The organism is Pseudomonas sp. REP124 (assembly GCF_020164475.1).
Lineage (GTDB): Bacteria > Pseudomonadota > Gammaproteobacteria > Pseudomonadales > Pseudomonadaceae > Aquipseudomonas.
The window spans coordinates 1-23,783 of sequence record NZ_JAIQWX010000054.1 but is presented as its reverse complement, the minus strand read 5'-3'; the positions used below and the strand labels follow the sequence as shown (position 1 = coordinate 23,783).

Sequence of the window (23,783 nt, the reverse complement as noted above, 5' to 3'; positions counted from 1 at the left end):
GGACAAATGAGTAAACTCGCAGAATTCAAAGCGCTTGAAGCACAGCTCGCTGAGCAGCTGAAGCAGCTGGACGCACTAAAAACGATGGCGAACTGAAGAAAGAAATCGAGTTTGATGAGAAACTGCGCGCCCTTCTGGCTGAGTACGGCTTCTCGCTGCGTGAAGTGAAGCTGATCCTGGACCCTCACGCTCGCCCTGCCACGAAGGTAGATGGCCGCAGTCAACGCCGCGAGCGCTCGTTGAAGGTCTACGTCAACCCGAAAAACAATGAGCGGGTAGAGACAAAGGGTGGGAACCACAAGGGCCTGAAAGCTTGGAAAGAGCAGTACGGAACTGAGATTGTATAGTCCTGGTTGCTGTAGCTTCAGGTGCAATGAGCCTAGCAGCGGCACTAGGCTTTTCTAATATTTATCTAAATCGGTTGCTCTACTAATTCAATAATAATTCGAGTCGATGCAACTGACTATAGGCCGAAGCTATGGGAAACTCTCAGATCCACCCACAGGGATGGATTTCTGTCGGGATTGATCCGACGCATGAAGCTCGGGCCAAACGAATGCGCGCCCGTCGTGATCTTCAATATAGAAATATATTTACCGAGGCTGACACTGATAAGAGGTGGGTGGGAGACCTCGGGGAATGGGTTTTCAAATCTTGGATTAGTCATGAAGGTATTCAAGGCTTCAGCTGGATACTCGAAAATGCAGCAGGCCAGCCAGACTTTGTGAGCCCCTTAAATATTCGCATCGGTGTCAAGACCGTGAAACGCCAACGACCACCTCGCGATGGCTATACAGCCCAAATCACTGCTCGCCACGCAAAGGAGCCCATCGATCATTTTTTCTTCATGACATACGATTTCAATCAGCGCCGCATGTGGCTACTGGGTGGAATCGACCACGCGAGCTTCATGAAGGAGGCTCGACACTATGGCTCCGGTGAATGGGTTCATGATAATTATCAGGTCCGAGAGGAGCACGGAATTTTCAATATCGATGTAGCCAAGCTCATTCAACCAAAGCCTTGGCTTACAAAAGTCACAAGCTAAGTGAAAAGCCCGGCTTTATGCTGGGCTCGCATTACATCTTTGTCACTCTTCGTATGGACCGAGGAAACGAACACCATTGAAGTGAATCAGGTGCGACGGCGCATCTGCAACCCACACTTCTGTTTCCCATGCGATCTCACCGAGATAGCGCCCCATGATTGCGCGATTTGGGAATGCAGTAACGTAGACAAGACCAGCTGTAGATCCTTTGAAAAGCTTAGCCAATTCTGCATGCCGTTTGCCGTCTACGGGACCATGACTTGTGACTGACTCCACCAGCAATAGCCAATTCTTCTGTGTGAAGTGAAGAACTACGTCTGGCATTTTTCCATGGGAATCTACCTCGACACCAAGACTGGCTAGTAGTGGTGCATCGAAGTAACCCATTTTTTCGCCAGTATCACCCGCATAAACAAGGGTGCTTCCGGGCGCAAATCGAGGCGCAAAGCTCTCAACGATATCGCGGATCAGCTCGCTATGATCTCCTGGGCTCAAGTAAATTTGCTTACCCAGAGCAATTTCTACTGGAATCATGTTCTGCTCGCGCTCTTTTGCATAACGAGCAACCAGGGTTTCGCGCTCGACCATGTATTCAGCAAGTGCATCGTGCCAACCCGCAGTGCCAAACGTTTTCAGAAGCTCTAGCGCCGATGGTTCAACCTGATAGACGGCCTTGGGACTGTTCACTGGGCGTGTGGGCAAGTCCGGGTTGTACAGCGCAAGACCGGCATCGCAGAACTGATGCATCGTCTGGCGACGAATCGTCTCTCGGGTATTTGGGGCGTAGTCTTTGTCATACTGATCGCGAATCCAGTCCATTATCGGAGTAATCCCGATTAGCGGATTGACTGCTTGCCTCCAGGATTTGCCTGGCGTCAGATTCAAAATGGCAAGCAAGCTTAAGGCCGAACGCTCGTTGTGCTGGGCTCTAGGGAGGCCCAATGACACGAGAACTTGAAGGGCCTCTTTAATCAATTCTTCCTTGGTACTCATAGAATCTCTTCCATTTTTTGGTCGATGATTTCTTGGCTTATCTCGTTTTGCAGGAGTGCCCAGGAACCGAGTTCTACGAGAGTCTCACGACTTGGGTATTTCATGAGTTTCAGGTCTGTTGCGTTGACCTGTGTGTGACCGTTGAACCGACGGAACTGCTGATCAACAGCAGTGCTGTTCAGATAGATCGTCAGACCGTATGCAAGCTCCTTCTGGAGCCCTTTCTTTTTGTCATGAAAGACATTGAAGTAGTTCTCCAGCCCCACCATCGGGCTGTCGCCAATTTCTTTGGGGTCCAGCACTCTGGCTACAATGCGACGCTTCTCCTCCTTCGACGAGAAGCGACGAACTAGGCAGTAAAAGCCGTTCGGATAAAGCCACTTCTCAGTCTCGTCGTTACGCAGAATCGCACTGGGCTTTTTGCGGCTTTCTCCGGGCCAGACGATACCTAGACCGTTACTGCTGAAGTGGTTCGGGTACAACAGCGGGACAGTACCGGCCTCGGGCATCTCTCGCAGCTGAGATCGCATTCTGAAGCCTACAACTGGGCCTGTGGATATCTTCACGCCCACACCTTCAGGAGAGCAGCAGGCAACACTAGAGCGCTCGATAGCACTCTCTTCTACTGATGTAGGTACGTGAATGAATCGCTCTGGGTCTGCTTCAAAGACAATACGGTTGAACGCATGATTATGGCTAGCCAGGTCGGTGAAGCTGTCATCAGTCGATGTAGTGATCGTCACATCTCCCTGCTCGCCATCACGCTCCAGACAGATGATGATGTTCTCCTGGAGCACCTCATCGTCTTTGAAGGCTGTGCTGCGCGAATTGAACAAGTGGATGTTGCGAATTGCTGCGCGCTTAAGCACGAATTCACGGAATGGCTTGTAGTACGGGCCATTGCAGAAACTTCGCGGGATAATCGCAACAATCTGACCGCCAGGTGCCATTTGAGCGACAGCCAGCGCCACAAATGCTGAGTACAAGTTCACTGTCTCAATGCCAACAGTCCGTAGTGCCAGACGGTGAACAGAGCCAGTATTAATCTTCTTGTACGGAGGATTGAGGATCGCATGCGTGTATCCAGGCGACACAAAATCTGGTGTAGCCGTCAGCTCGATGTAGTCGCCCGCAATGACATTTGGATTCACGCCAGAGTAACCAGCCAGATGATCGATCAGGTGGCCCCTCAGCTTGTCATCTATCTCGTATGCAGTGGATTCGACTCGCTGGAAATTATGCTCACCAGCCTTCCATCTATCTAGGAACGCGCACGAGAGCGCACCTACCCCCGCCCCGGCATCGAGCAAGCGGCAAGTCTCGATAGAGCTGGGAGGAAACATGTTGGCCATAAATCTGGCCACGCTCGATGGAGTCATGAATTGCCCCAGAGCTGATTTCAGCTTCCTGTCAGTTTTTGGGGCAACCTCGCGGCGCACTGAATCAACATGATCCAAAGACATAAGACTAGTCATGCTGAGGTAGCAGTGGTGAGTCGCTTCAGCTTCTGCTCAAGCTCAGCTGCTGCTTTGAGCATTTCAACAGCAAGCTCTGCGAGAAATGGGTCAGCCGATTGGGCCAGGGTGCGGAGATCATCTGCCAAGAGAGATGCTCCCTGGCTGGCTTTAACGAGGTTTTCGGTGTCTATTGGAGTAATCATAACTGCCCCTTCTGATGCTCTCAGCATACGTGAATCGGTCTAAAGTATGCAGCCCGATACTGATTCTGTAAGCTCACTTGCGCGTGGCAGCTCCCGCCAAGCGGACGTACGCAGGCGAAAGCATCTCCCTCCATTTCCATGGTCTCCCCCTGGCCACACCGTTCCCAGACGCACTGCCCCTCTCCCAAACCGCTTGTTCAAGACATCAATCGTCTCCATCAAATTCCCACAGTTCCGTCGCGGCGGCTGCGCAAACATGTCAGGCGTGCCCCCATCTGCTTGCACCAGATTTGTCAGCAAAATGCTGACTTTTGAGTACGCAAAACCTTTCTGACAGATACGAGACAGGGCCTGGTTGGCAGGCTGAGTCATAGCGTACACGCGCTTCAAGAGCGCAGATCTCAGAACAGGAAAATCGACGATACCCTACAGAACGACTTCTTCTAGGTTGACTAGCATGCAAATCGAAGAACTTGCGGCGGGCATGCGCCATATGCAGCCGATTTCAGTGATGCCTTGTTGGAAACTCGCTTTGTAGCCGGCGAAGTCGTCGCACACCAACTTGCCTTTCCACTGGCCAAGGAAGTTGCGCGCGTTCTCGCCTGCACGGGCTCGGGCTGAAGTCATAAACCACTGCCTTGAGCGGCGAAAACGGCGTAGTGCAGTAAGCCCAAACGTAAGCACGATAGGTCTTCTTCTGGCCCGGCGCGAGTATATGCATGCGAGTAGCGCGGCGATTGGCAAACAGATAAGCGCAGTGCGGCTTCGCCGCACCGAACACCGTAATCACTCTGGCCAGCGCTGTATCAGTGCCGGCACGCATGTCCATGGGTTCGGTGGCGAGCCAGATGGCATCGATGCGGATCATTGCGTGAGCCCACGGACAAAGCCTGCGCATCCTTCAGGGTCAGAAGTTGGCCATTTCACTGTGATCGATTGATCGCCAAACGATAGATCGATAACCGCCGACGTCTCAGTCGGCCGTTTTGGCGTAGATTTCACTGGAATAAAAGCAGGTAGCATCGCTGGCGGCTGATCTCGGTACAGCGGCATCCACTTTCGTATGACGTTAGCGTTGATGCCTGGCTGATGGCGACGCCGGAGATGGTCGCGCCTGGTTGCAGGCATTCCTGAACAACCAGGGCTTTGAACGATTTGGGATAAGAGCTTCGTTGGCCCATGGAATTCCTGGCGATAAGGGCGAAAGCGTCCGCTTAAAAATATGCAGACACCATCGTCCTTAATGCTGGAGTTCGGAAGGTGTGTTCCCGGAACGCTTACGATCAAGAAGTGTGTTAGTAAAGTGTAGTGAATAACTAATCCTGAACAAGACGTTAAGCTTTTTAGATGAGCACTAGCGCCAGTCCATCGTTAAAATGATGAGGCCGAATCCAGCTGTAAGGGTGGGTTAGCTACCAGCCGACGCTGATATCCTTCACTGTAAACCGCGTTGCTTAGACCCGCACATTTTGCAGATGCTATGCGCCGAAGTGACTGGCTACGTTGGCTGACGAGCCCAAAAAACACATTGGGGCGCGCGTCCGTAGCGCAGGGCGAGGCCCCCCTTAGCGACAGGCAACAATCGGCCAAGAGCGGCCTCTCGTAGACAACTCTCAAGGCCGCAATACGGCACCGTCGCTCCAGCTTTCAACTCGTTCTGAATGGCTACGAATCAAGAATGGCGGTAGCATTCGATTCACTCGGCTTAAACAGCCTGTTTTCAGATCAGGGTCGCATTGTGGAAAAGCTAAAACGCCTCCAAAGTGGAATCGAAGGGCTCGACGCTCTGCTAAAGGGAGGTCTGGTCGCAGGCGCTTCATACATAATCCAAGGGCGCCCGGGGTCTGGAAAAACGATCCTCGCCAACCAGCTTGGGTTTCATCATGCAAACAATGGAGGCCGGGTTCTCGTCGCCACGCTGTTGGCTGAGTCACATGACCGTCTATTTCAGTTTCTTTCTACCCTGAGCTTTTTCGACTCCTCAAAAGTCGGTGCCGAAATCCAGTTTGTCAGTGCCTTTGACACCTTGGAAAACGAGGGACTGGATGAGGTAGTGAAACTGCTTCGGCGCGAAATTAGCCGCCAAAAAGCCACAGTTATGGTCGTGGATGGTTTGCTCAATGCACGCTCGAAAGCTGACTCTCCTATCGACACTAAGAAGTTCATCTCAGAGCTGCAAGGGCATGCCGCTTTCGCTGGTTGCACGGTGCTATTTCTCACCAGCTCCCGGCTCGACGATGGCAGTCCTGAGCACACCATGGTTGATGGCGTGATTGAGATGGGCGAGGAGCTATACGGTACTCGCTCAGTGCGTCGTATTCAGCTGCGAAAGACTCGCGGCAGCGGCGCAATGACCGGTCTTCATGAGTGTGAAATTACCGAAAATGGCTTGGTTGTTTACCCGCGACTCGAAAGTCTCTACAGCCACCCGTCGTCTCCCGACAGCGCCGACATGACGCGAATCGCCAGTGGCATTAAGTCACTGGACGACATCTTAGGCGGAGGCCTGCACAGTTCCAGCGTGTCGCTGGTAATAGGCCCCTCCGGGATAGGTAAAACAACACTGGGCCTCAAATTTCTGGCCGAGTCGACCGCAGAGTCTCCGGGCCTGCATTTTGGCTTTTACGAAAGTCCACAGAGGTTACGACTCAAAGGCCTGTCATTGGGTATCGATATCAAAGGTATGGAAGACAGTGGCGCGTTGAGCATTGCCTGGCAGCCTACTACTGAAGGTCTGCTGGACGGGCTGGGCGCACGACTGCTGAGTCTCGTTGAAGAAAAGGGCATCAAGCGCGTGTTCATCGACAGCCTGAGCGGCATGACCCGAGTAACGACAAATCCGACGAGGATAACTGATTTCTTCAGTGCTCTGATGAACGAGCTTCGATCCAGAGGGGTTACGGTATTCGCTTCTTGGGAAATGCGCGATCTATTCGGCTCCGAGGTCAGCGCACCGAACTCTGACCTGTCTAGCATCGTCGACAACCTGATGCTGATGCGATTCGCTGAGAATCACTCTGAACTAAGCAGGACGCTCTCCATTCTTAAAGTACGAGACAGCTCCTACGACCCTTCGCGATTCGAGGTCGTCATCCGTGACCAAGACGTTTTCCTGAAAAAGGCTTCAAGACATGAACCATCAGTACCCACTGAGTCATCGCCCGGTTCAAGATCTTAAGCCTTTGTGTGGGTTGAATTAACATGACCACCATCCTGGTCGTCGACGACGAGTATCTGATCGCTGACATTCTCAGTTTTGCGCTGGAGGATGAGGGGTTCATGGTGGTGACGGCCAGCAATGGCCAAAAGGGGCTCGAGGTACTTGATAGAGAACGTCCAGCCTTGATCATCACCGACTTCATGATGCCGGTCATGGACGGCCTGGAGTTCGCCACAGCCGTCCGAGCACTTCCTTCCTCTAATCATTTGCCGATTATCTTGATGAGCGGCGCTCAGGCGCACATAGGCATGCATAGATCGGATCTGTTTGACGCGGTGCTGCCAAAGCCATTCAACATCGACACGATCATTGCCGAAGTTAGAAAGCTCCTTTCTCTTGAATCGACTTAGCCGTGCTGGCCGCTTTCAGCCCTTCGAGACAGGCAGAAATCAGCCAAAAGCGGCGCTCGATCCACTACCTTCCAGCCGAAAAGCGAAAACCTCCCGATCTGTGAAAGCTAGTCTCTAAGGATACGCATTATTTCCTCGACCGTCGGCATCGTGTATTTCTCACTGGGCTCAGTTTCCGGTGAGTCGTTACTGCGGATCCTTTCACCATGATTTGCCTGGTAAAGCGAGCAAGCGGGCTGAGGCATGTCGTTAGTCATGCCTACCTCAACCACAGCATTTATGATCCCGTTCATAACGCCCCCGCAAAAATCATAGGGCAAAGATCCTTGTAGATAGCCTTCCGCAACCGAGACGGACAGTTCGTTAAGCACATAATGCGGTGCAACGCCGAACCTTTCGCAAATGGGGACTAGATCGCCCAGCGTTACCCCGTCTGCATCCGCCTTCACCGACAGTTCCTTGAGTTCGATCTTCGGTATGAAACTGACGGAGACAAGGCTATGACCGCGATCTCTTGCCTGTTCCAAATCAGATAACTCGCCCCCGTTTCGCGTGAGCAGGATCAGCCTTGGGTCAATAGTCGCCCCTCATAAGAGACTGCGTTGGCTCTGAGTGTGTAAATGCTGTTGCGAACCATTGCTATGATTTCTGAGGATTTCATCGCAGGGATCGCCCATGAAGCGCTTTATCCAAGGTGAACATCGAGGCCAAGGTACCTTAATTCCCGAGAGCCTCGACGACTACGTCAGCAATACCAATCGTTGGCTATAACGTGCAGACAGCGGTCGATACGCAGCACCATCTGATCGTTGCGCATGAGGTGACTAACGTCGGTTCCGACCGCGATCAACTCAGCTCGATGGCCAAGCAGGTCCGCGAGCCATCCCGCTTCCACCTCCCTGACCGGCAATTCTGTCTGGTCCCAGCCCTGCAAATCAGACGCTAAGGCAAGTTTTCAGACCACAGCGCAGAGTTTCATCTCCCTAGGCAAGGCGCTCCCTGCGCCTTTCTTACACACTCGGCTCTAACACTATCGCGCTGCATAGCAACTAGAGCTGGAGCAGGCCTTCGAGCAGGCGCCGCACAAGGTCTCGCTCAAAGTGGAGTTTCCGCGCAGTTCCTGCATTCCCATTAAATGCTAAGTGGTGCTGGCTCAGTACGAACGCGCCACCGGCATTGATGACGTGCTGGCCAATTTCCAGGGCCCCTATGCGCTGCATAGGGTCATGTCCAGCGCACTGAATGTGCCCGGTAACCGCTTGCGTTTGCGCACACCGAAAGACTTCGGCGGCAGCTTTGTCATCAAGCAAGGGGTTTTCCCTTACTTGGAAATATGGGCCTGGCGTCATTCACTTGATTTGGAGATAGTGCCGTGCGAAAGCTTGGCTTGAGCTTCCTGGTAACTGGCGTTTTGGGGCAACTATCAGCACTGCTATGGACCTACACATCCACAGCACCCACTTGTCAAAATAACGTCAACAACTCATACGCTCAGCAAAAAGTGACAAAGTTCGAACAACTACTTGATGACGCCGCAAATAAAGTGGCGACAGTACTCAGTACACAGCATTCCGATGAACTAGCGCCCTTTGCCAAAGGCGGATCCCATATAACCGATTCAACGGAGGTTGACGCCGCACAATCTTTGGTCGAAAAGCCCGACGAATCACCAGAACTTACGCTGCCTTCATTGCCCACACAATCATACAAATGGACGATTATTCTCAGCGGTCTGATTACGTTTACCGGCCTGCTCCTTGCACTCTTCGCCCGCAAAAAAAACGTTGATCCGCAATGGCACGTCTTTCGCACCGTGCCAGGCTCGCAAATCACGCTGGAACGCCCATGCTTGACGTGCGGTGGCTTCATTTCCCACGTAAAAAGAGAAACTTCCAAGCCTTCATCCGGCCTTTGGGTGGTCGAGATTGCATTGAACACACCCAGCCGACATCGCGCCAAAAAAGCCATTCAACAGCTGGAGTTACCGGTAGCGCGTAAAGAACACAACTTCGTCGTCATCGGCCCGTATAATCAAAAGCAGGACGCGATCCGAGTCGTGAAAGAATTGAGTCAAAGTCATGGTGTTAGAGGATGGTTGATGGCGGGAAATTGACATAATCCTGTTTAGCACAACACCGACGCCGAACAACTGGCTACTTACTTTATGACAAGAGCGCTCTCCATGATCGCTGACCAGCCGCAGTGGAGGCTCATCTCTTTATCATGTTTGGGATTGGTTAACCTTATTGGGAGTGATAATGGATGGTTTTGAAAGCGCATCTAACAAAGCGCTGGCGTTTCTCCGCCGAAAGTTAGACTTCCAGATGTGTATGGTCACGAGAACTGAGGGCAACGACTGGGCAGTTATCCATCGCGACGATCACGGCTATGGCGTCGCTCCTGGCGATGTCTTTAATTGGGGGGATTCCTTTTGTGCCGCAATGGTGGAAGGCAAAGGTCCCAATATCGCCCCCAATTCAAATCAAGTGCCGGCCTATAGTGCGGCGGAAATAGGTCGGAAAATTCCGATAGGCGCCTACATTGGCGTGCCGCTTCTGCTCTCTGATGGTCGCTTGTTTGGGACGTTGTGCGGCATTGATCCCAAGCCGCAGCCTGACAGCCTTGCTGATAATCAAGATCTGATCGAGCTGGTTGGCAGCATGCTTAGCACGATTTTGCAGATGGAGTTGAAAGCCGACGAGGAAGAACGAAGAGCTGAGCGCTATCAGGCTCAAGCAATGAAGGATGCGCTTACGGGTCTTTATAACCGTGCGGGATGGGATCAGCTTCTTGTAAAAGAGGAGGCACGATACCAGCGCTACCGGCAATCCTCTGTCGTCATCGTTGTGGACCTGGATGGACTGAAGGATGCTAATGACCGCCTCGGCCATGCTGCCGGCGACGCACTAATAAAACGTGCAGCAACTGCATTGTTGAAAGCTTCAAGGGCAGAAGATGTTGTTGCAAGGCTAGGCGGTGATGAGTTCGGAATCATCGGCGTTAATTGCGATCTAGAAGGTGGCCTTGCATTGTGCGAGAGGATGAAAATAGCGCTCGAAAGTGAGGGCGTCAACGCTTCCTATGGGCTCGCTGTAACCAACAAGACGATACGAATTTCTCAAGCTCTCACAATCGCTGATCAGGCGATGTATCAGCAGAAGCGTCAAAAGAAGTCGGCGTAACAGCAGCCGATAGAGATACCAAGCTTGTTCAGGCGTTTCGGCTCACATGAAAGCCCGACCAGGCTCTTTGTAGATGGGCCAGAAACGCCTCCGATTGAGGTCTCCGGCAGAAGCACCAAAATAACTGTACAGAATTTAATTTTTGTACATTATGGTGCGCCTTCCAAAATGTCGACTTCTGAATTGCTTGTTTCGTGGAATAAACAATGGACTTTAGACAAGGGAATGGTCATGTGCAAGCTATGCAGGGCTGCTCAAGCAGAACTGCATGGCACTGCCAATTTCGCACATACGCCTGAGTGCCCAAACGCACGCAAAGAATCTAAGCCCTGGAGTGATCTACTTGCCGCTATAGGTAGCCGCTCCGAAAATGGTTGAGTCCCTATCCTTACCTCAGAGGTCTTAGGGCCCACCACGACCTAAGCCAGTCTCAAGAGACTGACCGCTAATGGCCGATCCCTGCCCGTCACGAACAATAGAAACCGGTCAGAAATTTATGGTGTTGGCGTATCGCAATGAGCATTGATGGCCATAAAAGTTCGTTGGAGTTCGAATCTTTCCTTCACCGCCAAATTCTGAAAACGCAAATCACTGATTTTCTTAGAGAAAGTTTGGGGTTTTAGGTGCCGAAATGGAGTGCGCATAAATTTGCCATTCAGCGCCGACAGCCATGTGACGAGCTACGCTATCCCACCAAGGACGACTTCCATGCCCAATGATTCGATTCCAACATCGCCACGGCGGATGCTCTGACATTGCTCCTGCACAATCAGCATGCGCTTGGGGCGGCAATAGAGGAGGTCACGAAGTGGCTTTCAGAGCATGATGCGGGAGCAGTCGCAGAAAATGCGGTCGTGGCCATGGAGACCCTGGATACAAACTCGAAAGCGATTAGTGAGGCAATTCTAAGACTTCGCAATTCGTAGATGCGACGTGATTAGTTCGGGAAGTCCTATTCGCTGTTACCATCCGTCGCGTCATTCGAACGCAGTTAGGTCGTTACACCTCTACCCTTTTTGATGATGGACTATTCCAATGTATGAGAATCAACGCAGCTTTGCGCTCAGTGAGTGGCGGAAGTTCCTGACTCTAAAGGACCCGAATTACGCCGTCGAAGACCAGTATTACGAACTGCTAAGAAGGGCTGCTGTGATGCAAAAAGAAGGGCTGATAAGCAGGTTGGAATGGCGTCAGCTCGTGCTAGATGCGGGCGTTTTTCTCTCCAGTTGAAACCGGCAGCACGTCCCTCCGTTAGCGAAGTTTGCGCTTAGAGTTTGCTTGAACCTGCCGGATCCCTTTTTTTCATCCACACATTTATTGCCGCTGAGCGGATACCGCTAGGTGGCTCATTGGCATCATGGCACCATTGTCGATTAATTTCTTGAGCCTATTCCGTGACGACAACTTCAGTTTCAAGTCTTGAGCAAGCGCTGATGGCACTCATAGTCGCAGCAGGTAATAGAGGATTAGGGGCGGACGAACTTTGTGCCCAGGCGGTGGGTATTTTAATGGACGCTCGACCGAGCGGATGGAGGTTAACCCCCGACCGCGATGGGGCGGCCGAGGCCATTGAACTTGCCCTAATGAAGCTCGTCAGTTTGAGACATTCCCCTCCGGCCAAACCCTCTTTGATCTGACTGCGCAATGTCCGATTCGCCTTGGCGAACGACTAAGCGGAGCCGTTGGATTTCGCATAACGGGATCTTCGTTCAATCGGCCGCCGCACCTGCTCCTGGTGCGGGGGGCCTTTTTTGTCGGCCCAGCGCTACCAGCTCTCCGGGACCTGATCTACCATGATACGACCCTCTGGTTTACCCCCTTAGCACGGGAGTCGGCCATGTCCGAAACACTGATAGAACAGAGCGGGCAACCGCTGTTGCCCAACGAGCGAACACAAGCCGCGTGGTTCAACCTGCTGAGCGCGATCGTCGGCGCGCGCCTGCCCAGCGACGCGCATCAGCGCTATCACCAGGCCCTGGGTTACCGGGCCGCCTTGCAGGATGCGGAATTGATCGACGCCGCGGATGCAACGCTGATGGACACTACCGCCCGCCGCGCCCTGAACGACGCGCTACAGCGATTGCAGACAGGCGGAGGCTGGCACATGAGATGAGCGAATACGCCAGGCTCGATCCGTTTGCTGAACTGAGGTTGCCCACGCCGGTACATGCTCGCGCGTTGCGGCTGCTGCAGGGCATCCGGCACGCCAGGACCGTGGCCGATACGCTGCATGCCGCGGACCGCGCCGAAGGCTTTGTGATGGGGCTTGAATCGCTCAAGGCGTTGCCGGCGGCTGGCATCGAGGTCCTGTACCGCATCTTCGACACTGCCTCGCAACTGCGTCAGGTGCAACTGGAACTGGAGCGACAAGGATGATTGGTAAAGGCATCCAGGAGGACGTGCTGCGCGCCCTGATCGAGCAGCAGGTAGTCCGTGAGGCGGTGGTCGGCCGGGTCGCGGGGAATGACAGCCACTGGTCGTTGTCGGTACGCCTGGGCAGTCCGAGCGCGCGGCTGATTCCGGTGCGCTCGCGGCGCGAGCACCTGCGCACCTGCGCACCTGGGCTAGCCTGACGGCGCTCGGGCGGTTTGCCGATGGCATCGGCCTGCGTGGGTTTGTGGTTGAGCTGTAAGGGCCATTTCTGGCCTACCGGTAATGACCGGTTGTTATCGACCCATAGCCGCCCTTCGTAACGGGCAGAGATTGGGTCAGTAAGAGTCATGCGACGATGCCCGCGCTCGCGAAGCAGAAGTCGGTTGTTATGCGGCACGTTGCCTAGTCCCTTTTATTTTGATAATTCGATTGAGGGCGAATCAGTTTACGCTAACTGATATTGAGCCCAACTTCGTTGAGGGTGTATTTGATTCTACTTGCTGCGCGACCAGTACTGAGCATTTTAAGAAGAAGCGAGTCATTTACTCCGCACAGCTTTAGAAGTATAGCGGGGTAGATATCGCCAAGTGCATTGTTGAGCGAGTAAATTCTTCCTAGAAAAACGCCATAGCTTCCTGGCACACGCTGCCCTCCAAAATGCGAAATGTCATTACGTTTGCCTGCGCACTCGTTACAAAAATCGCGAAGTGATTCTACTGGGAAATTTAACGGCAAAAGTTTTATACATTCAACCAAACGTTCGGCGAGAGAAGGTTCGGCAGAATGCTCAAGTTTGGCTTCCAACCATTTTCGATCCTTGGCTGATTTTATTTGCTCAATAATGCGTTTAGCTTTCAATTCTAGCTTCGTCGGAGGTGCGTCTTTGTTTAGTGTGCGATGTAACGATTCGAGTCCCCATATTAGATTAACAAAGCGGTGCTCAACGTATAGCTCGACACCACGACGCGTCCCTAAATACAGACTCATTCCAGGTCCCAACTCCTCGCGCTTAAGGTGCCACTGTTGAAAAAGCCGACCAAACTCATCTTGAATAATTGGGAATGCAAACCAGCAATTATGGCGTGCGGGCGGAGTGGCTGAGTTTCGAGATCTTAAAAAATAAAATCTATATGACTTGCTGGTGCTTGTAGTGCGGCCTATTGTTAGCGATGGCCACTCCATACTATAGTCGGAACCAGTCAGAACTAAGAAAAAATCCGAAATAGAAAAAAAGTACTTTTTCAGCTCTGATGATGTTTTTTTGATTTTGGACAGATACTTAAAGCTAATTTTCTCAGCAATGTTTATTGCGTGATTTTTTTGATTGCCGAACATAGGGGCAAGCAAGTCAAATTCTATGGAAATAGTACTGCTATCTTCGAGTGTGTATTTTATGTTTTTCTGGGTCTTGTGGGTTGCTACTAGCTTTCTTTTTGTTCTAGTCGTCTCAATGGAGCTTAAGCCTAGCCACTCCTCAAATCCAGTCAGCGGAATTGCTAGACCGTCAAACTTTATCTCCCCTTTCACTACGGGGAGTGGCTTAGAACCAATTAAGCAACTTGTTGCTCCATAGTTCTCATAAGAAATCCCACCGAAGGATGCTTTTCCTCCTTGAGTATAGACGTCCATCAATAGCACATGCTCGCTTGAGTTTTTGAGCCGGCCTTCAATATCCGGGCATGAATTGCCCGACCCCACAAAAATTCTGGAAATCGGGTGATCTGCTGAAGGTAAATACCCATGCAGTTCAAGGCTTATTTGTCCGTCATCAGTGATTATCAAATCGCCAGCTACTGCTGACTCCGGGACAATGTCGTCCTCTGGAATAGGCTCGTTTCGCCACCAAAAGTAGCCGCTTTCTTTAATAGTATTGTTTTCCATAACGAGCCCTATTTTTCATGTTTTGGCGCTTGTAGCCTTGGCAGGCTACCCAGCAAGACCCCAAGGTAGCCAGTAAAAACACTCACGTCGACTGTCCTACTGATCGGTCCTACACAATCAATGCAGGAGCAAGAAAGGGTCGCTTAGACCTCCCTCATGCGGTGCATGCCTCGGCAAGTGGCAGCGTTCACTATCGGATGAAACCAGAAACGCGCAGGGCGTCCGCTTTTGGCCGTTAGCGGCGGCCCAGCGTCGACCGCCGCGGTGGTAGTCAAACCTCCGTCTGTTCAGCCATTTCCAAGGCATCATCAACCTCGATGCCCGGGTATCTGACGGTGCTTTCAAGCTTCGTATGGCCAAGCAAGAGCTGGATAGCTCGGAGATTTTTCGTCCGACGATAGATCAACGTTGCCTTGGTTCGCCGCAGTGTGTGAGTACCGTACATGGTTGGGTCAAGACCAATAGTTGTAACCCATGTTTTGACTATACGAGCGTATTGCCTGGTGGATAGATGGTCTGAACCGTGCAGTCGGCTCGGAAATAGGAAGTCCTCACTGCGAAGGCACGCCTGATGCATCCAAGCCTCCAGAACCGTTCGAGTTTGTTCGGTAATTTCAAATTGCACGGGTTGACGGGTTTTCTGTTGCATCACGATAGCCCGTGACGACACGCGCTCCCCATGAGCTATGTCTCGTACTCGCAGCTTGGTTAAGTCACAGGCACGCAGCTTGCTGTCGATAGCCAAATTGAACAGCGCCAAATCCCTCGTCTTCTCAGCAAGCTGAAGCCTCACTCGGATCGCCCAGATATCCCTGACTCGGAGCGGTGCTTTCTGTCCGACAAGCTTTCCCTTATTCCATGGCTGATGCCGATACTTGGCAATGGTATTTATGGTGGTGTCCACCACGTTGGTGGAGGATTAGGGTGGATCAGCTGCGCAGTACCGTTGTCGTTATTAGGCCGACAGCTGACTGCCTCCCATGTACGGCGTAGGATATGGACCTAATTCATCTGCCGAGAGTGGAGTGAGTTTCCAATGAGTGATTCTGTGCGAAGGATTGTGATATGTCAGGATCCAGGCGATGGCAGCGGGGATGTGATCATTGATCTGCCTTCGGATGTCCTTGCAGAAATGAACGTCGGTCTCGGTGATTTATTGACCATCGAGAGGGTCGACGGATCGATAGTGCTAAAGCCAATTCGTGACGCTGATACGAAACCCTAGGGCTAGAATTGGCCGGCCACAGACTAGCTTGGCGCCTGCTGATAAATATGATTTACATAGATTTGACCGATACCACTTCTACATACCGGAATTTCTTCCTGGCTGCTTTGGTAGCTTCCTGCTCTGCCAGCAGCGTGCTTAGAGTATCGGCTTCATGGACGATCTCAAGCGTCCTGCCTTCAAACTCATTGCTCACACGGAGAGTAACCAGAAGCCTGGGGGTAAAGGCTTTGGAGACCTTCTTTTTCGCCACTTTTGATAGGGGCGCGGCGGTGACGTCCGGCTGGATCTCTTCCACCAGGGCGGTGGTCACCGGCGCAGATATTTCAGCGTCGCCGAACAACGCTTCGCGCATCTCTTCCAGGGTCAATTCTTTGTTCATGCTGGTGCTCACGGGCCTGATCACTAAACCAGCGCAATTCTAACAGCTAGTTTTGGCGAAGCAGTATCCAGCACCGGAATGTGTTCTGCGCACTACCCTCCCGAGAGGAATAAGGCTCGTCATTCGGATCGGTACTCCCCACATCTCAAATGATCATATCCAGCGAAACGAGCGATAGATGACAGGTTGGTTCAGCAGAATCATTCGGTACCTGCAAGGGTGCAGCGAGCGTTAAATGATGCCTATAAATAGCGTAGGCGCATAATCGCATCGGTGATGGCTCGTGCATTCTTGTCCAACGTTTCCATTGCCCCCATAGCGTTCGCGGAGACACTTTCCACTCCATTCTCTGAGATCCATTTGGTCACTTCTTCAAAGGCCGCTGCTAGGGCGTGCTGGTTGTGCAGGAGCAGTGTGAGAGCGTCCGCTGTGGCTATATTGGCTTCAGAGTTATCTGGCATGGGAATCGTCCTTGAGCAACTGGTGTGGGAAAACTAACTGAACACGCCGCTGAATGGAGCCATTTCTCACTCCCCATCCGCGGACACCTCAGTATTAGGACTGACTCGACGATTCATTTGCAATCGACCTAACCAGCCGTTTGCAACGAATTTGCCCCCCTACCAACCATGACCGGCAGTGAGCGGCCCAGAGTGTGTAAAAACGCCTTGGACGCAGAGGATTGGGTAATTAGTGGTTTTTCGCTGCGCTGGAGGTCTCTAGAGACCTCATCCAAGCCAAATCAATGTTGCTGTATTGATCGGGACTTGTGCCAGCGGGTACCTGCTAGATGCGGTTATCGCACCGCTCAAAAGGCTTCATGCCTTCATTGCCGCCATCAAGGCATCACTGCCCAACAGCCGTAGCACGCGTTTGAAGTTGTAGGCGAGCACATGCAGGCTCATCTCCGTGCTCACTCGGGTAAGGGTTCTGGTGAGGAAATGCGTGGCCCCCATCCAGGACTTCAGTGTGCCGAAGGGATGCTCCACTGTTTGGCGGCGGATCCGCATCATTTCTGGTGCTTGGTCAAGACGACTCTGCATCGCCTCGACGACTGACTCATGTTCCCAACGGCTAACTCGCCGCTCAGAGCTGGGCGTGCAACGTTCCTTCAAGGCACAATTCCGGCAGTTCGAACTCCAGTAGCGATGTAGTTTTAACCCCTTCTCGACACTTGAGTAACGCCAGATCAAGCTTTGCCCGGCTGGGCATCGGTATTCATTCGTTGAGGTGTCATAGATGAAATCATCTTTGCCGAATCGACCAGCCGCTGTCGCTCCCGACGTCAATATCTTCGGCACGAAAACGGCAATTCCAGCTTCATGGCACGCCAGTATTTCTTCGCCTTTGAAATACCCTCTGTCTGCGACTGCCGACAGTTCTTCGACCCCCATGGCCTCTCGTGCGTGCTTTGCCATCGAACTCAGTTGGTCTCGATCAACGCCATTATTCGTTACCTCGTACGCCACGATCAGGTGGTGCTTCGCATCAAAGGCAGTCTGGACGTTGTAGCCGACCATTCCTGTTCCGCGCGTCTTCATCGAGCGAGCATCAGGATCGGTTAGGGAGATCTGTTTATCCGGCGTTTCGTTTAGCTGTACCTCGATTTGCTTGAGTTCCTGCATCTTGGCTTTCAAGGCCGAGATCTTGTCATGGAGGCGTTCGGCTTTGGCTTGAGCTACGGAAGGCTCCTGACGGTCTGCGGTATCAAGTGCTGTCAGATAGCGATTGATACTGGACTCAATTTCCTCCATCCGCCGTCGAAGCTTGGAGCTGGTGAAGTTCCGATCCCGATTGTTGACCGCTTTGAATTTGCTGCCGTCGATGGCAACGAGCGCCTCGGAAAACAACCCCAATTGTTGGCATAGCACCACAAATTGACGGCACACACCTTGGATGGCCTTGCCGTTGTCTTTGCGGAATGCGGTTGAGATAGCCGTAGATGTAAATCTTCAAAAGGATCGCCGGGTGGTAAGCAGGCCGCCCAGTATCGGCGGGAATGACGCCTTCAAAACCCAGCTTGACCAGGTCGAGTTCGTCTACAAAGACGTCGACTACGCGGACCGGATTGGTATCGCTAACGTAGTCGTCGAGGCTCTCAGGAAGCAAGCTGCCTTGGCCTCGATGTTCACCTTGGATAAAGCGCTTCATGGGCGATCCCTGCGATGAAATCCTCAGAAATCATAGCAAGGGTTCGCGGAGGCGTTTTTACACACTCTGGGCCAAAAGCAGCCGATCGTCTTCGTCCGCTTACGGACCCAAAGCTGCCGGTCAGGTCGTCTACGAAACTAGGGCGATTCCGGTGGCAACACGTTGGAGCCACTGGACGGGAACAGTTTGGCCGTGATCATCGGGGCTGACTTCGGCAGCAAGGAGTACAGGGAGCGTCTAGGCAAATCCCCATTCTCTTGGGCTCACATTCCCCTTCACGCAAGCGTTGAGGTGGGCGAGTGGGAAGACATTGAGTTGTGGGGTATTGTCCTGCACAACACGACCTCGTGTGTGTCGTTGATTTGGTGCCCTATGACTAGCAGAAAAGAAGCGCTTTCCCGTTTGACCAAGCAGGTGCTGGAGACTCGAAGTGAGGTGCGTGCAGGGCTTGAAGTTGTAGAGGAAGAATTGCGTGAGGGCTTGAATGGCTTGAGTCTTTACGCAACTGGTAAACGAGTCACTTTCGGTCAGATCGATGAGGATGACTGGGAGTACGGTATGTTGAATTTTGATGGAACAAACTTAAGAGTTCTGACCTCTTCAACAATAGATGACGCCCATAACTACGGAACCCCGTATGAAGGAATGATGACGTCCCGTCATATCAGCGAGATCAAGGATGACGAAAAGATAACAAAACTGGCTTCTCCAGAATCAATTAACTCCATATGGAATGCTGTTGAGGAAAAGGCCAACGAAATGCTTGGTGAAGCCAAAAGCTCTGCAAAGCTTTTATCTGAATTTTCCGATGTGCAAAGTGAAAGCATCCATAAGGATCTCGTTAATTTAATGGATGGTGATTATTTTGAAAAGCAATGGGTGAAAGCTCGTTTGGCGATTGATACTGACGCGAGTGATTCTCTCACACGCACAAATCAATTCCTTGAGTCGGTTTGCCGGCATTATCTTGAAAAAAGAAAAATTACCATCGGTAAGACAAAGACCATCACTGAGTTGATAAATTCTGTGGTTGGAGATTTTCCACCGTTAAATTTCCCTAATGGCGATGATCATACAGCAGATATTCGTGCTTTCTTTGGCGGCGTTAAGGGGATTTCCCAAAGTACAGGTGCATTAAGAACGCATTTGGGAACTGCTCATGGAGGTGACAAGACTGCGAATGCTGATGAGGCTCGTCTTTCAAATAATCTTGCAGGCGCAGTGGCAATTTACATTTTAGAAAAACTGAAAAATTACATGGTTGTAGAACAACATGAGTAACGATGGATTTGCAGAGTTGGCTGCTCGATCAGCAAAGGTCAAAAATGAGAACCTGCAATTACTGCAAGGATTAAAAGTTTTCGAGCAAAAAATTCTGGATTTAGTCGGTGGGCTTAGGGTTAGCGGAAACAGCGAAACCGTCGCGTTTGACGAAATCCTTGACCTTGAAGGTGAACCCATTGGGCATACAGCCTGCTACTTAGCATTCAATAGCAAAGAGCTAATGATTGGTTGGAGGGACGTGCCTCGTCCCAGCGATGATGACTACTGGCGTCTCTGCTCGTTGGAGAAAGCTGGCACAGATATGCAGCGGCGTTTAAGCGATCAAAACGTTCTGAATTCACTCGTTGCTGACATTGGGAAAAATCTCGAACGAGAGTTCGAAAAAACTACGTCAGTTGTCCAGTCGCTTAGCCAATTTTTGACTATTGAGAAGGCTGAAATTGATTCAGATTTCGATGGTCTGTTTAGCAGTAATTCAATGCTGCTAGATTCTTGGTTGAAGGCGCGAAATACAGTGCTCACTGACCCTGAACAGTCGATAACATTGAGTTGTTCCCACATTGAGACGGTACTGAAAGGTTGCCTCAAAACGCTTGGTGCGACCGAGTACGAAACTCTCCCAATTGAAAAGCTCATCAGAAAGACTTTGGGCATACTGAAAGCTGAAAATACTCTCGACTCTGTGACTGCGGAAATGATCCAGGGCGCGATTACGATTAGTAAATCTATCGGTGAAACTCGAAATTTCAAAAGTTCATCGCATGGAAAAAACGAAGGGTATATACCGCCTTCAACTGACCTTGCTCAACTCGCAAACCACCTTGCTGGAGTCGTATCTGTCTACGTCATGAAGCAAACGGCCATCGTGCAGGCCCGATGACATGGCCGTTTTCTGTCTGTGGATTGTGACTAGAAGGGGATCGACTTTGAACCGACCGCACACCCAGGTTGAACGGTCCGGTACTGGCCGATTCTTGCCCGACATGAGAGCAGAAAACGGCCAACCCGTGTCTTATCCACTCGCGTGGCCGAAACGATGCACTTCGGGAGAATGGTCCATGCGTGTGTATGACTCTGCACCTTGGAGATATGATGGATTGTTCTAAAAAGGTGCTGCTGGCGCCGGCGATGCCGGAACTTCATCATCGGGGGCGCTGTGGGTGCTGGTGTGCGTGCGGGGTTCAATCCCATAATCGTCATAAGCCTTGAGCTAGGCTGATGTGGTCACTACTGAATTTGCCAATCACCCTCAAGAAGCTCATGCATGGAAGACATTCCAAACGCCTCAGCCACCACTGCTGATTCGTCGGAGGACACCATTACTCGGGAGTCTCTCTACGAACAGGCTTGGTCTACGCCCATGACCAAAATAGCTGAGCGGTATGGCGTTTCCTCCAGTTACCTAGCACGCATTTTTACCAACCTTAATATACCCCGCCCTCCGGTGGGATATTGGGCCCAAGTGGCTGTGGGGAAGCGTAAAACGCCGCCGGTACTCCCTGATGCCCAACCAGGTGCGCTCGTTGCCTGGAGCAGGGATGGAGTGCCCAAGCAAATCTCCCGATCTCTTCCAAAAGCTTCTGTAAAGTGCCGCGGTAAGCTGGATGATCGTTTTGCACTACTTCCTCGTCGGCATCCGCTATTGATAGACATCGAGGAGCATTTTAAGAAAGCCCACGAAACAGATGAAGGTTACCTTCGTCCATCGAAACGCTCCATGGCAGACCTGATAGTAAGCCGCTCTGGAGTAAGCCATGCCGTCGACTTTGCTAATCAGCTGTATTTGGCGCTGATGAAGAAGAGTCTCGCGGTCGCGCTATCAGATCCTACGACTCATGTGGGACGTGAGTCCGTGGACCATCGGGAGAAAGCATCAAATAGGTACGTCCACCCTGCCCTTTGGCAGCCACAGCGTCCAACGGTGACTTACGTCGGGACGGTAGTATTTGGTCTGTCCATCTATGAGATCAGCGAATACGTTCACGTGAAGCGGCCAGACAAGAAATACATCCGAATGACCTCGCTGCCGGTGAGTAAACGACGTTCCGATTTTCCAGATGGATGGATTATGAGCGCCGATATGCCAAGCGGCAGACTCTGCTTGCAGGTGTACTCCCCGTACTACGGTGTGGAGTGGGTTCAGCGCTGGATTGAAGACGAGCCTGGTGATTTGGTCGGCAAAATCCCGAGCATCATAAAGTCGCTGATCGCCGAGGCTCCGATGCTGGCTGCTAAGGTTGAGACCCAACGAGTGCAGAACGAGCAGGAACGACAGCGGCACAAGTTAGAGATGGAAGAGTGGAGACATAAGGAAGAGGAAAAGCGCCGGCTCAAGGCGATCCAGGACAGCCGTGATCGACTCGAATCGGTTATTCAGACCTGGGCAAGAGTGAACAGCATTCGGGTTTTCTTCGACGACATCGCCCAAAAAGCGGAGCTTCTCGAATCAGGAGAGCGGCAAGCTGTATTAGATCGCTTAGCCCAAGCAAAGGATCTGATCGGTGATTTCGACGCTCTCAAGCATTTTGAGGGTTGGGATCCACCGGAACTCTAGGAGTTTCCATCACTGATTAGTACGCGGGAATTTTGTGCCATTCGCGCGTGAAAAATCTTGTGAGAACCTTCCGTGTTGATCGATGACTTTTCGACTCGAAAATCCCTCATCAATAAAGCACGCCAGAGAAATGGGTTCTACGCTCCACCTCCGAAGCCCCGGCACCCCAGAGTTAGGGCAAATCAGGAGAAAGCGAAGTGCATGGACTGACCCAGATCTACATTCAGAACTTTCGGGCGTGTAAAAACGTCTCTTTATCCCTAGGCAGCTTTACTCCTCTGGTAGGGCAAAATAACGTTGGCAAATCCACGGTGCTAGACGCAATCCGAATTGTCCTGGCGCCGAAAGCGTTTGCTAAAAATGATGCTTCTGACCCGGCGTTGCCAATAGTCCTCAGCGCCTGTATTTCTGGAATTACTCCGGAATTGATCGCGTTAATTCCAGAGCCAAGACACCGCCTAGCTATTGAACCCTATTGCGTTAATGGAGAGCTATGGATCCGCACCACCGGCACAGGCACCTCCAAGCCGGTTCAGGAGGTTTGGCAACCTGATGAGAAGGATGCCAATGGCATTCCTACAACCTGGCGCGCGTACCCGACAGGACTGCCGTCAGTTGTTTCTGCTCTGCTTCCTGAAGCTCTTCATATTCAAGCCATGGACGATGTGCCGGAGGATTTAGGAAAAGGAAAAGCTGGCAGCACTATTCGCGGGCTGCTCGATGAAATCATGACGCCAATCCTCACAGCACATGTCGAAGTCACGCAAGCCTTGGAAGCAGTTCGGCGCATATTGACGGTTGATGGCGATCAGAGATCTCCTGTATTGGCAGGCTTTGACAATAGCGCTACCGCTGCCCTTGGAGAGTTCTTCCCAGGATTGCGCTTGGATTTAGATGTCCCCTCAATCGATGTAAAAGAATTCTTTAAATCGGGGGACTTACATGTTACTGACGAGGCGTCCGGTGACCGTCGACGATTTGATCAGGTGGGAAGTGGCGCGCAGCGAGCGATTCAGATGGCGCTCATTCGGTTGCTCGCGGATTTGCGCCAAGCCACCTCTCAGGGAATTTCTAGGCGGATGCTGCTGATTGATGAGCCGGAACTTTTCTTACACCCACAAGGAGTCCGCAAGCTTCGAGAAGCGCTTAAACAACTTTCGGTGGCGGGCTTTCAGGTTGTGTTCACTACCCACTCTCCCCTAATGCTCAGCAGGGATAACGCTCCAGATACAGTCATCGTTCGTAGACATCCCGTTGACGGCTCTGTCGTCCGCGCACAGTTACGCGAAGCTGTTGCTGCTGCAATGGAGGAAGCTCAGGCTCAATCGCGAACTCTTTTCGAGTTAGGCAACGTTGCTGACATCTACTTCGCAGAGAAGGTAATTCTTTGTGAAGGTAAAACCGATCAGCGCCTGCTGCCGTTGGTGTACGAAAGACTTTATGGATCGAGGCCAGAACTTGATCGCATCTGCTTTGTGGC

At 51.8% G+C, this 23,783-nt stretch carries 21 protein-coding genes and 7 pseudogenes; 18 read left to right on the top strand and 10 right to left on the bottom strand.

The features are described 5' to 3' along the window. The first annotated feature begins 6 nt into the window (after nt 1–6). Nucleotides 7–347 (top strand): annotated as a pseudogene (locus tag K9857_RS15105) (histone-like nucleoid-structuring protein, MvaT/MvaU family). 131 nt (nt 348–478) lie between these two features. Beyond that, on the top strand, nt 479–1,048 hold the full coding sequence (locus tag K9857_RS15100; protein WP_224537054.1) for a hypothetical protein: 570 nt from the start codon (nt 479–481) through the stop codon (nt 1,046–1,048). Between the two features lie 42 nt (nt 1,049–1,090). Here K9857_RS15100 and K9857_RS15095 read toward each other — a convergent pair whose 3' ends face one another. The 5 genes and pseudogenes from K9857_RS15095 to K9857_RS30540 form a co-directional block, all read right to left on the bottom strand. Next, nucleotides 1,091–2,041, bottom strand: coding sequence for a BsuBI/PstI family type II restriction endonuclease (locus K9857_RS15095; protein WP_224537052.1), 951 nt, complete (start codon nt 2,039–2,041; stop codon nt 1,091–1,093). Beyond that, on the bottom strand, nt 2,038–3,504 hold the full coding sequence (locus K9857_RS15090) for an Eco57I restriction-modification methylase domain-containing protein (RefSeq protein WP_224537050.1): 1,467 nt from the start codon (nt 3,502–3,504) through the stop codon (nt 2,038–2,040). The genes K9857_RS15095 and K9857_RS15090 overlap by 4 nt, the downstream gene beginning before the upstream one ends. Before the next feature lie 8 nt (nt 3,505–3,512). Continuing rightward, entirely contained in the window at nt 3,513–3,701 is a 189-nt protein-coding gene (locus K9857_RS15085) for a hypothetical protein (protein WP_224537048.1), read from the bottom strand. 451 nt (nt 3,702–4,152) lie between these two features. Then, nucleotides 4,153–4,428: pseudogene (locus K9857_RS15080) on the bottom strand (IS66 family transposase); the annotation flags it as partial. 39 nt (nt 4,429–4,467) lie between these two features. Then, nucleotides 4,468–4,524: pseudogene (locus K9857_RS30540) on the bottom strand (hypothetical protein); the annotation flags it as partial. Between the two features lie 912 nt (nt 4,525–5,436). Between K9857_RS30540 and K9857_RS15075 the strand changes: the two are divergent. The 11 genes and pseudogenes from K9857_RS15075 to K9857_RS15025 all read left to right on the top strand — a co-directional run bounded on the left by K9857_RS15075 (nt 5,437) and on the right by K9857_RS15025 (nt 13,026). Continuing rightward, nucleotides 5,437–6,879 (top strand): ATPase domain-containing protein, encoded by a 1,443-nt coding sequence (locus K9857_RS15075; RefSeq protein WP_224537077.1) that lies wholly within the window; start codon nt 5,437–5,439, stop codon nt 6,877–6,879. A gap of 23 nt (nt 6,880–6,902) precedes the next feature. Then, on the top strand, nt 6,903–7,271 hold the full coding sequence (locus tag K9857_RS15070) for a response regulator (protein WP_224537046.1): 369 nt from the start codon (nt 6,903–6,905) through the stop codon (nt 7,269–7,271). Between the two features lie 757 nt (nt 7,272–8,028). Continuing rightward, nucleotides 8,029–8,151: pseudogene (locus tag K9857_RS15065) on the top strand (hypothetical protein); the annotation flags it as partial. Nucleotides 8,152–8,323: 172 nt separating this feature from the next. After that, nucleotides 8,324–8,599 (top strand): annotated as a pseudogene (locus tag K9857_RS15060) (molybdopterin cofactor-binding domain-containing protein); the annotation flags it as partial. Nucleotides 8,600–8,643: 44 nt separating this feature from the next. Beyond that, entirely contained in the window at nt 8,644–9,384 is a 741-nt protein-coding gene (locus K9857_RS15055; protein ID WP_224537042.1) for an SPOR domain-containing protein, read from the top strand. 145 nt (nt 9,385–9,529) lie between these two features. Then, nucleotides 9,530–10,453: a sensor domain-containing diguanylate cyclase gene (locus K9857_RS15050; RefSeq protein WP_224537041.1), complete on the top strand. Its 924-nt coding sequence runs from the start codon at nt 9,530–9,532 to the stop codon at nt 10,451–10,453. Nucleotides 10,454–11,161: 708 nt separating this feature from the next. Continuing rightward, nucleotides 11,162–11,379: pseudogene (locus tag K9857_RS30380) on the top strand (hypothetical protein). A gap of 109 nt (nt 11,380–11,488) precedes the next feature. After that, nucleotides 11,489–11,683, top strand: a complete 195-nt coding sequence (locus K9857_RS15040; protein WP_224537039.1) for a hypothetical protein — start codon at nt 11,489–11,491, stop codon at nt 11,681–11,683. Nucleotides 11,684–12,290: 607 nt separating this feature from the next. Then, a complete protein-coding gene (locus K9857_RS15035; protein WP_224537037.1) occupies nt 12,291–12,566 on the top strand; it encodes a hypothetical protein in 276 nt (91 codons plus the stop codon). After that, complete coding sequence (locus K9857_RS15030; protein ID WP_224537035.1) at nt 12,563–12,829, top strand: hypothetical protein; 267 nt, start codon at nt 12,563–12,565, stop codon at nt 12,827–12,829. Before K9857_RS15035 ends, K9857_RS15030 begins: the two co-directional genes overlap by 4 nt. Next, complete coding sequence (locus K9857_RS15025) at nt 12,826–13,026, top strand: hypothetical protein (protein ID WP_411961570.1); 201 nt, start codon at nt 12,826–12,828, stop codon at nt 13,024–13,026. The genes K9857_RS15030 and K9857_RS15025 overlap by 4 nt, the downstream gene beginning before the upstream one ends. A 250-nt stretch (nt 13,027–13,276) precedes the next feature. Here the strand turns inward: K9857_RS15025 and K9857_RS15020 are convergent, their stop codons facing one another. Further along, nucleotides 13,277–14,707, bottom strand: a complete 1,431-nt coding sequence (locus K9857_RS15020) for a HEPN domain-containing protein (protein ID WP_224537033.1) — start codon at nt 14,705–14,707, stop codon at nt 13,277–13,279. Nucleotides 14,708–14,978: 271 nt separating this feature from the next. Next, on the bottom strand, nt 14,979–15,599 hold the full coding sequence (locus K9857_RS15015) for a tyrosine-type recombinase/integrase (protein ID WP_224537073.1): 621 nt from the start codon (nt 15,597–15,599) through the stop codon (nt 14,979–14,981). A 144-nt stretch (nt 15,600–15,743) separates the two neighbouring features. On the opposite strand from K9857_RS15015, the gene K9857_RS15010 reads away from it, so the two are divergent. Further along, nucleotides 15,744–15,932 (top strand): AbrB/MazE/SpoVT family DNA-binding domain-containing protein, encoded by a 189-nt coding sequence (locus tag K9857_RS15010; RefSeq protein WP_224537031.1) that lies wholly within the window; start codon nt 15,744–15,746, stop codon nt 15,930–15,932. 52 nt (nt 15,933–15,984) lie between these two features. On the opposite strand, the gene K9857_RS15005 is transcribed toward K9857_RS15010, so the two are convergent. From K9857_RS15005 to K9857_RS14995, 3 genes and pseudogenes are all read right to left on the bottom strand, one after another. Next, entirely contained in the window at nt 15,985–16,314 is a 330-nt protein-coding gene (locus K9857_RS15005; protein ID WP_224537029.1) for a hypothetical protein, read from the bottom strand. Nucleotides 16,315–16,556: 242 nt separating this feature from the next. Next, entirely contained in the window at nt 16,557–16,775 is a 219-nt protein-coding gene (locus K9857_RS15000) for a hypothetical protein (RefSeq protein WP_224537028.1), read from the bottom strand. A gap of 357 nt (nt 16,776–17,132) precedes the next feature. Continuing rightward, nucleotides 17,133–18,465: pseudogene (locus tag K9857_RS14995) on the bottom strand (IS1182 family transposase). Nucleotides 18,466–18,657: 192 nt separating this feature from the next. Between K9857_RS14995 and K9857_RS14990 the strand changes: the two are divergent. The 4 genes from K9857_RS14990 to K9857_RS14975 form a co-directional block, all read left to right on the top strand. Further along, the gene (locus K9857_RS14990; RefSeq protein WP_224537071.1) at nt 18,658–19,746 is read left to right on the top strand and encodes an abortive infection family protein; all 1,089 of its coding nucleotides are present in this window, start codon (nt 18,658–18,660) and stop codon (nt 19,744–19,746) included. Further along, nucleotides 19,739–20,629, top strand: a complete 891-nt coding sequence (locus K9857_RS14985; protein ID WP_224537026.1) for an abortive infection family protein — start codon at nt 19,739–19,741, stop codon at nt 20,627–20,629. The genes K9857_RS14990 and K9857_RS14985 overlap by 8 nt, the downstream gene beginning before the upstream one ends. A 384-nt stretch (nt 20,630–21,013) precedes the next feature. Then, nucleotides 21,014–22,303 (top strand): hypothetical protein, encoded by a 1,290-nt coding sequence (locus K9857_RS14980; RefSeq protein WP_224537025.1) that lies wholly within the window; start codon nt 21,014–21,016, stop codon nt 22,301–22,303. A gap of 197 nt (nt 22,304–22,500) precedes the next feature. Continuing rightward, the coding region (locus K9857_RS14975; protein WP_224537023.1) for an ATP-dependent nuclease at nt 22,501–23,783 on the top strand (1,283 nt) is incomplete at its 3' end.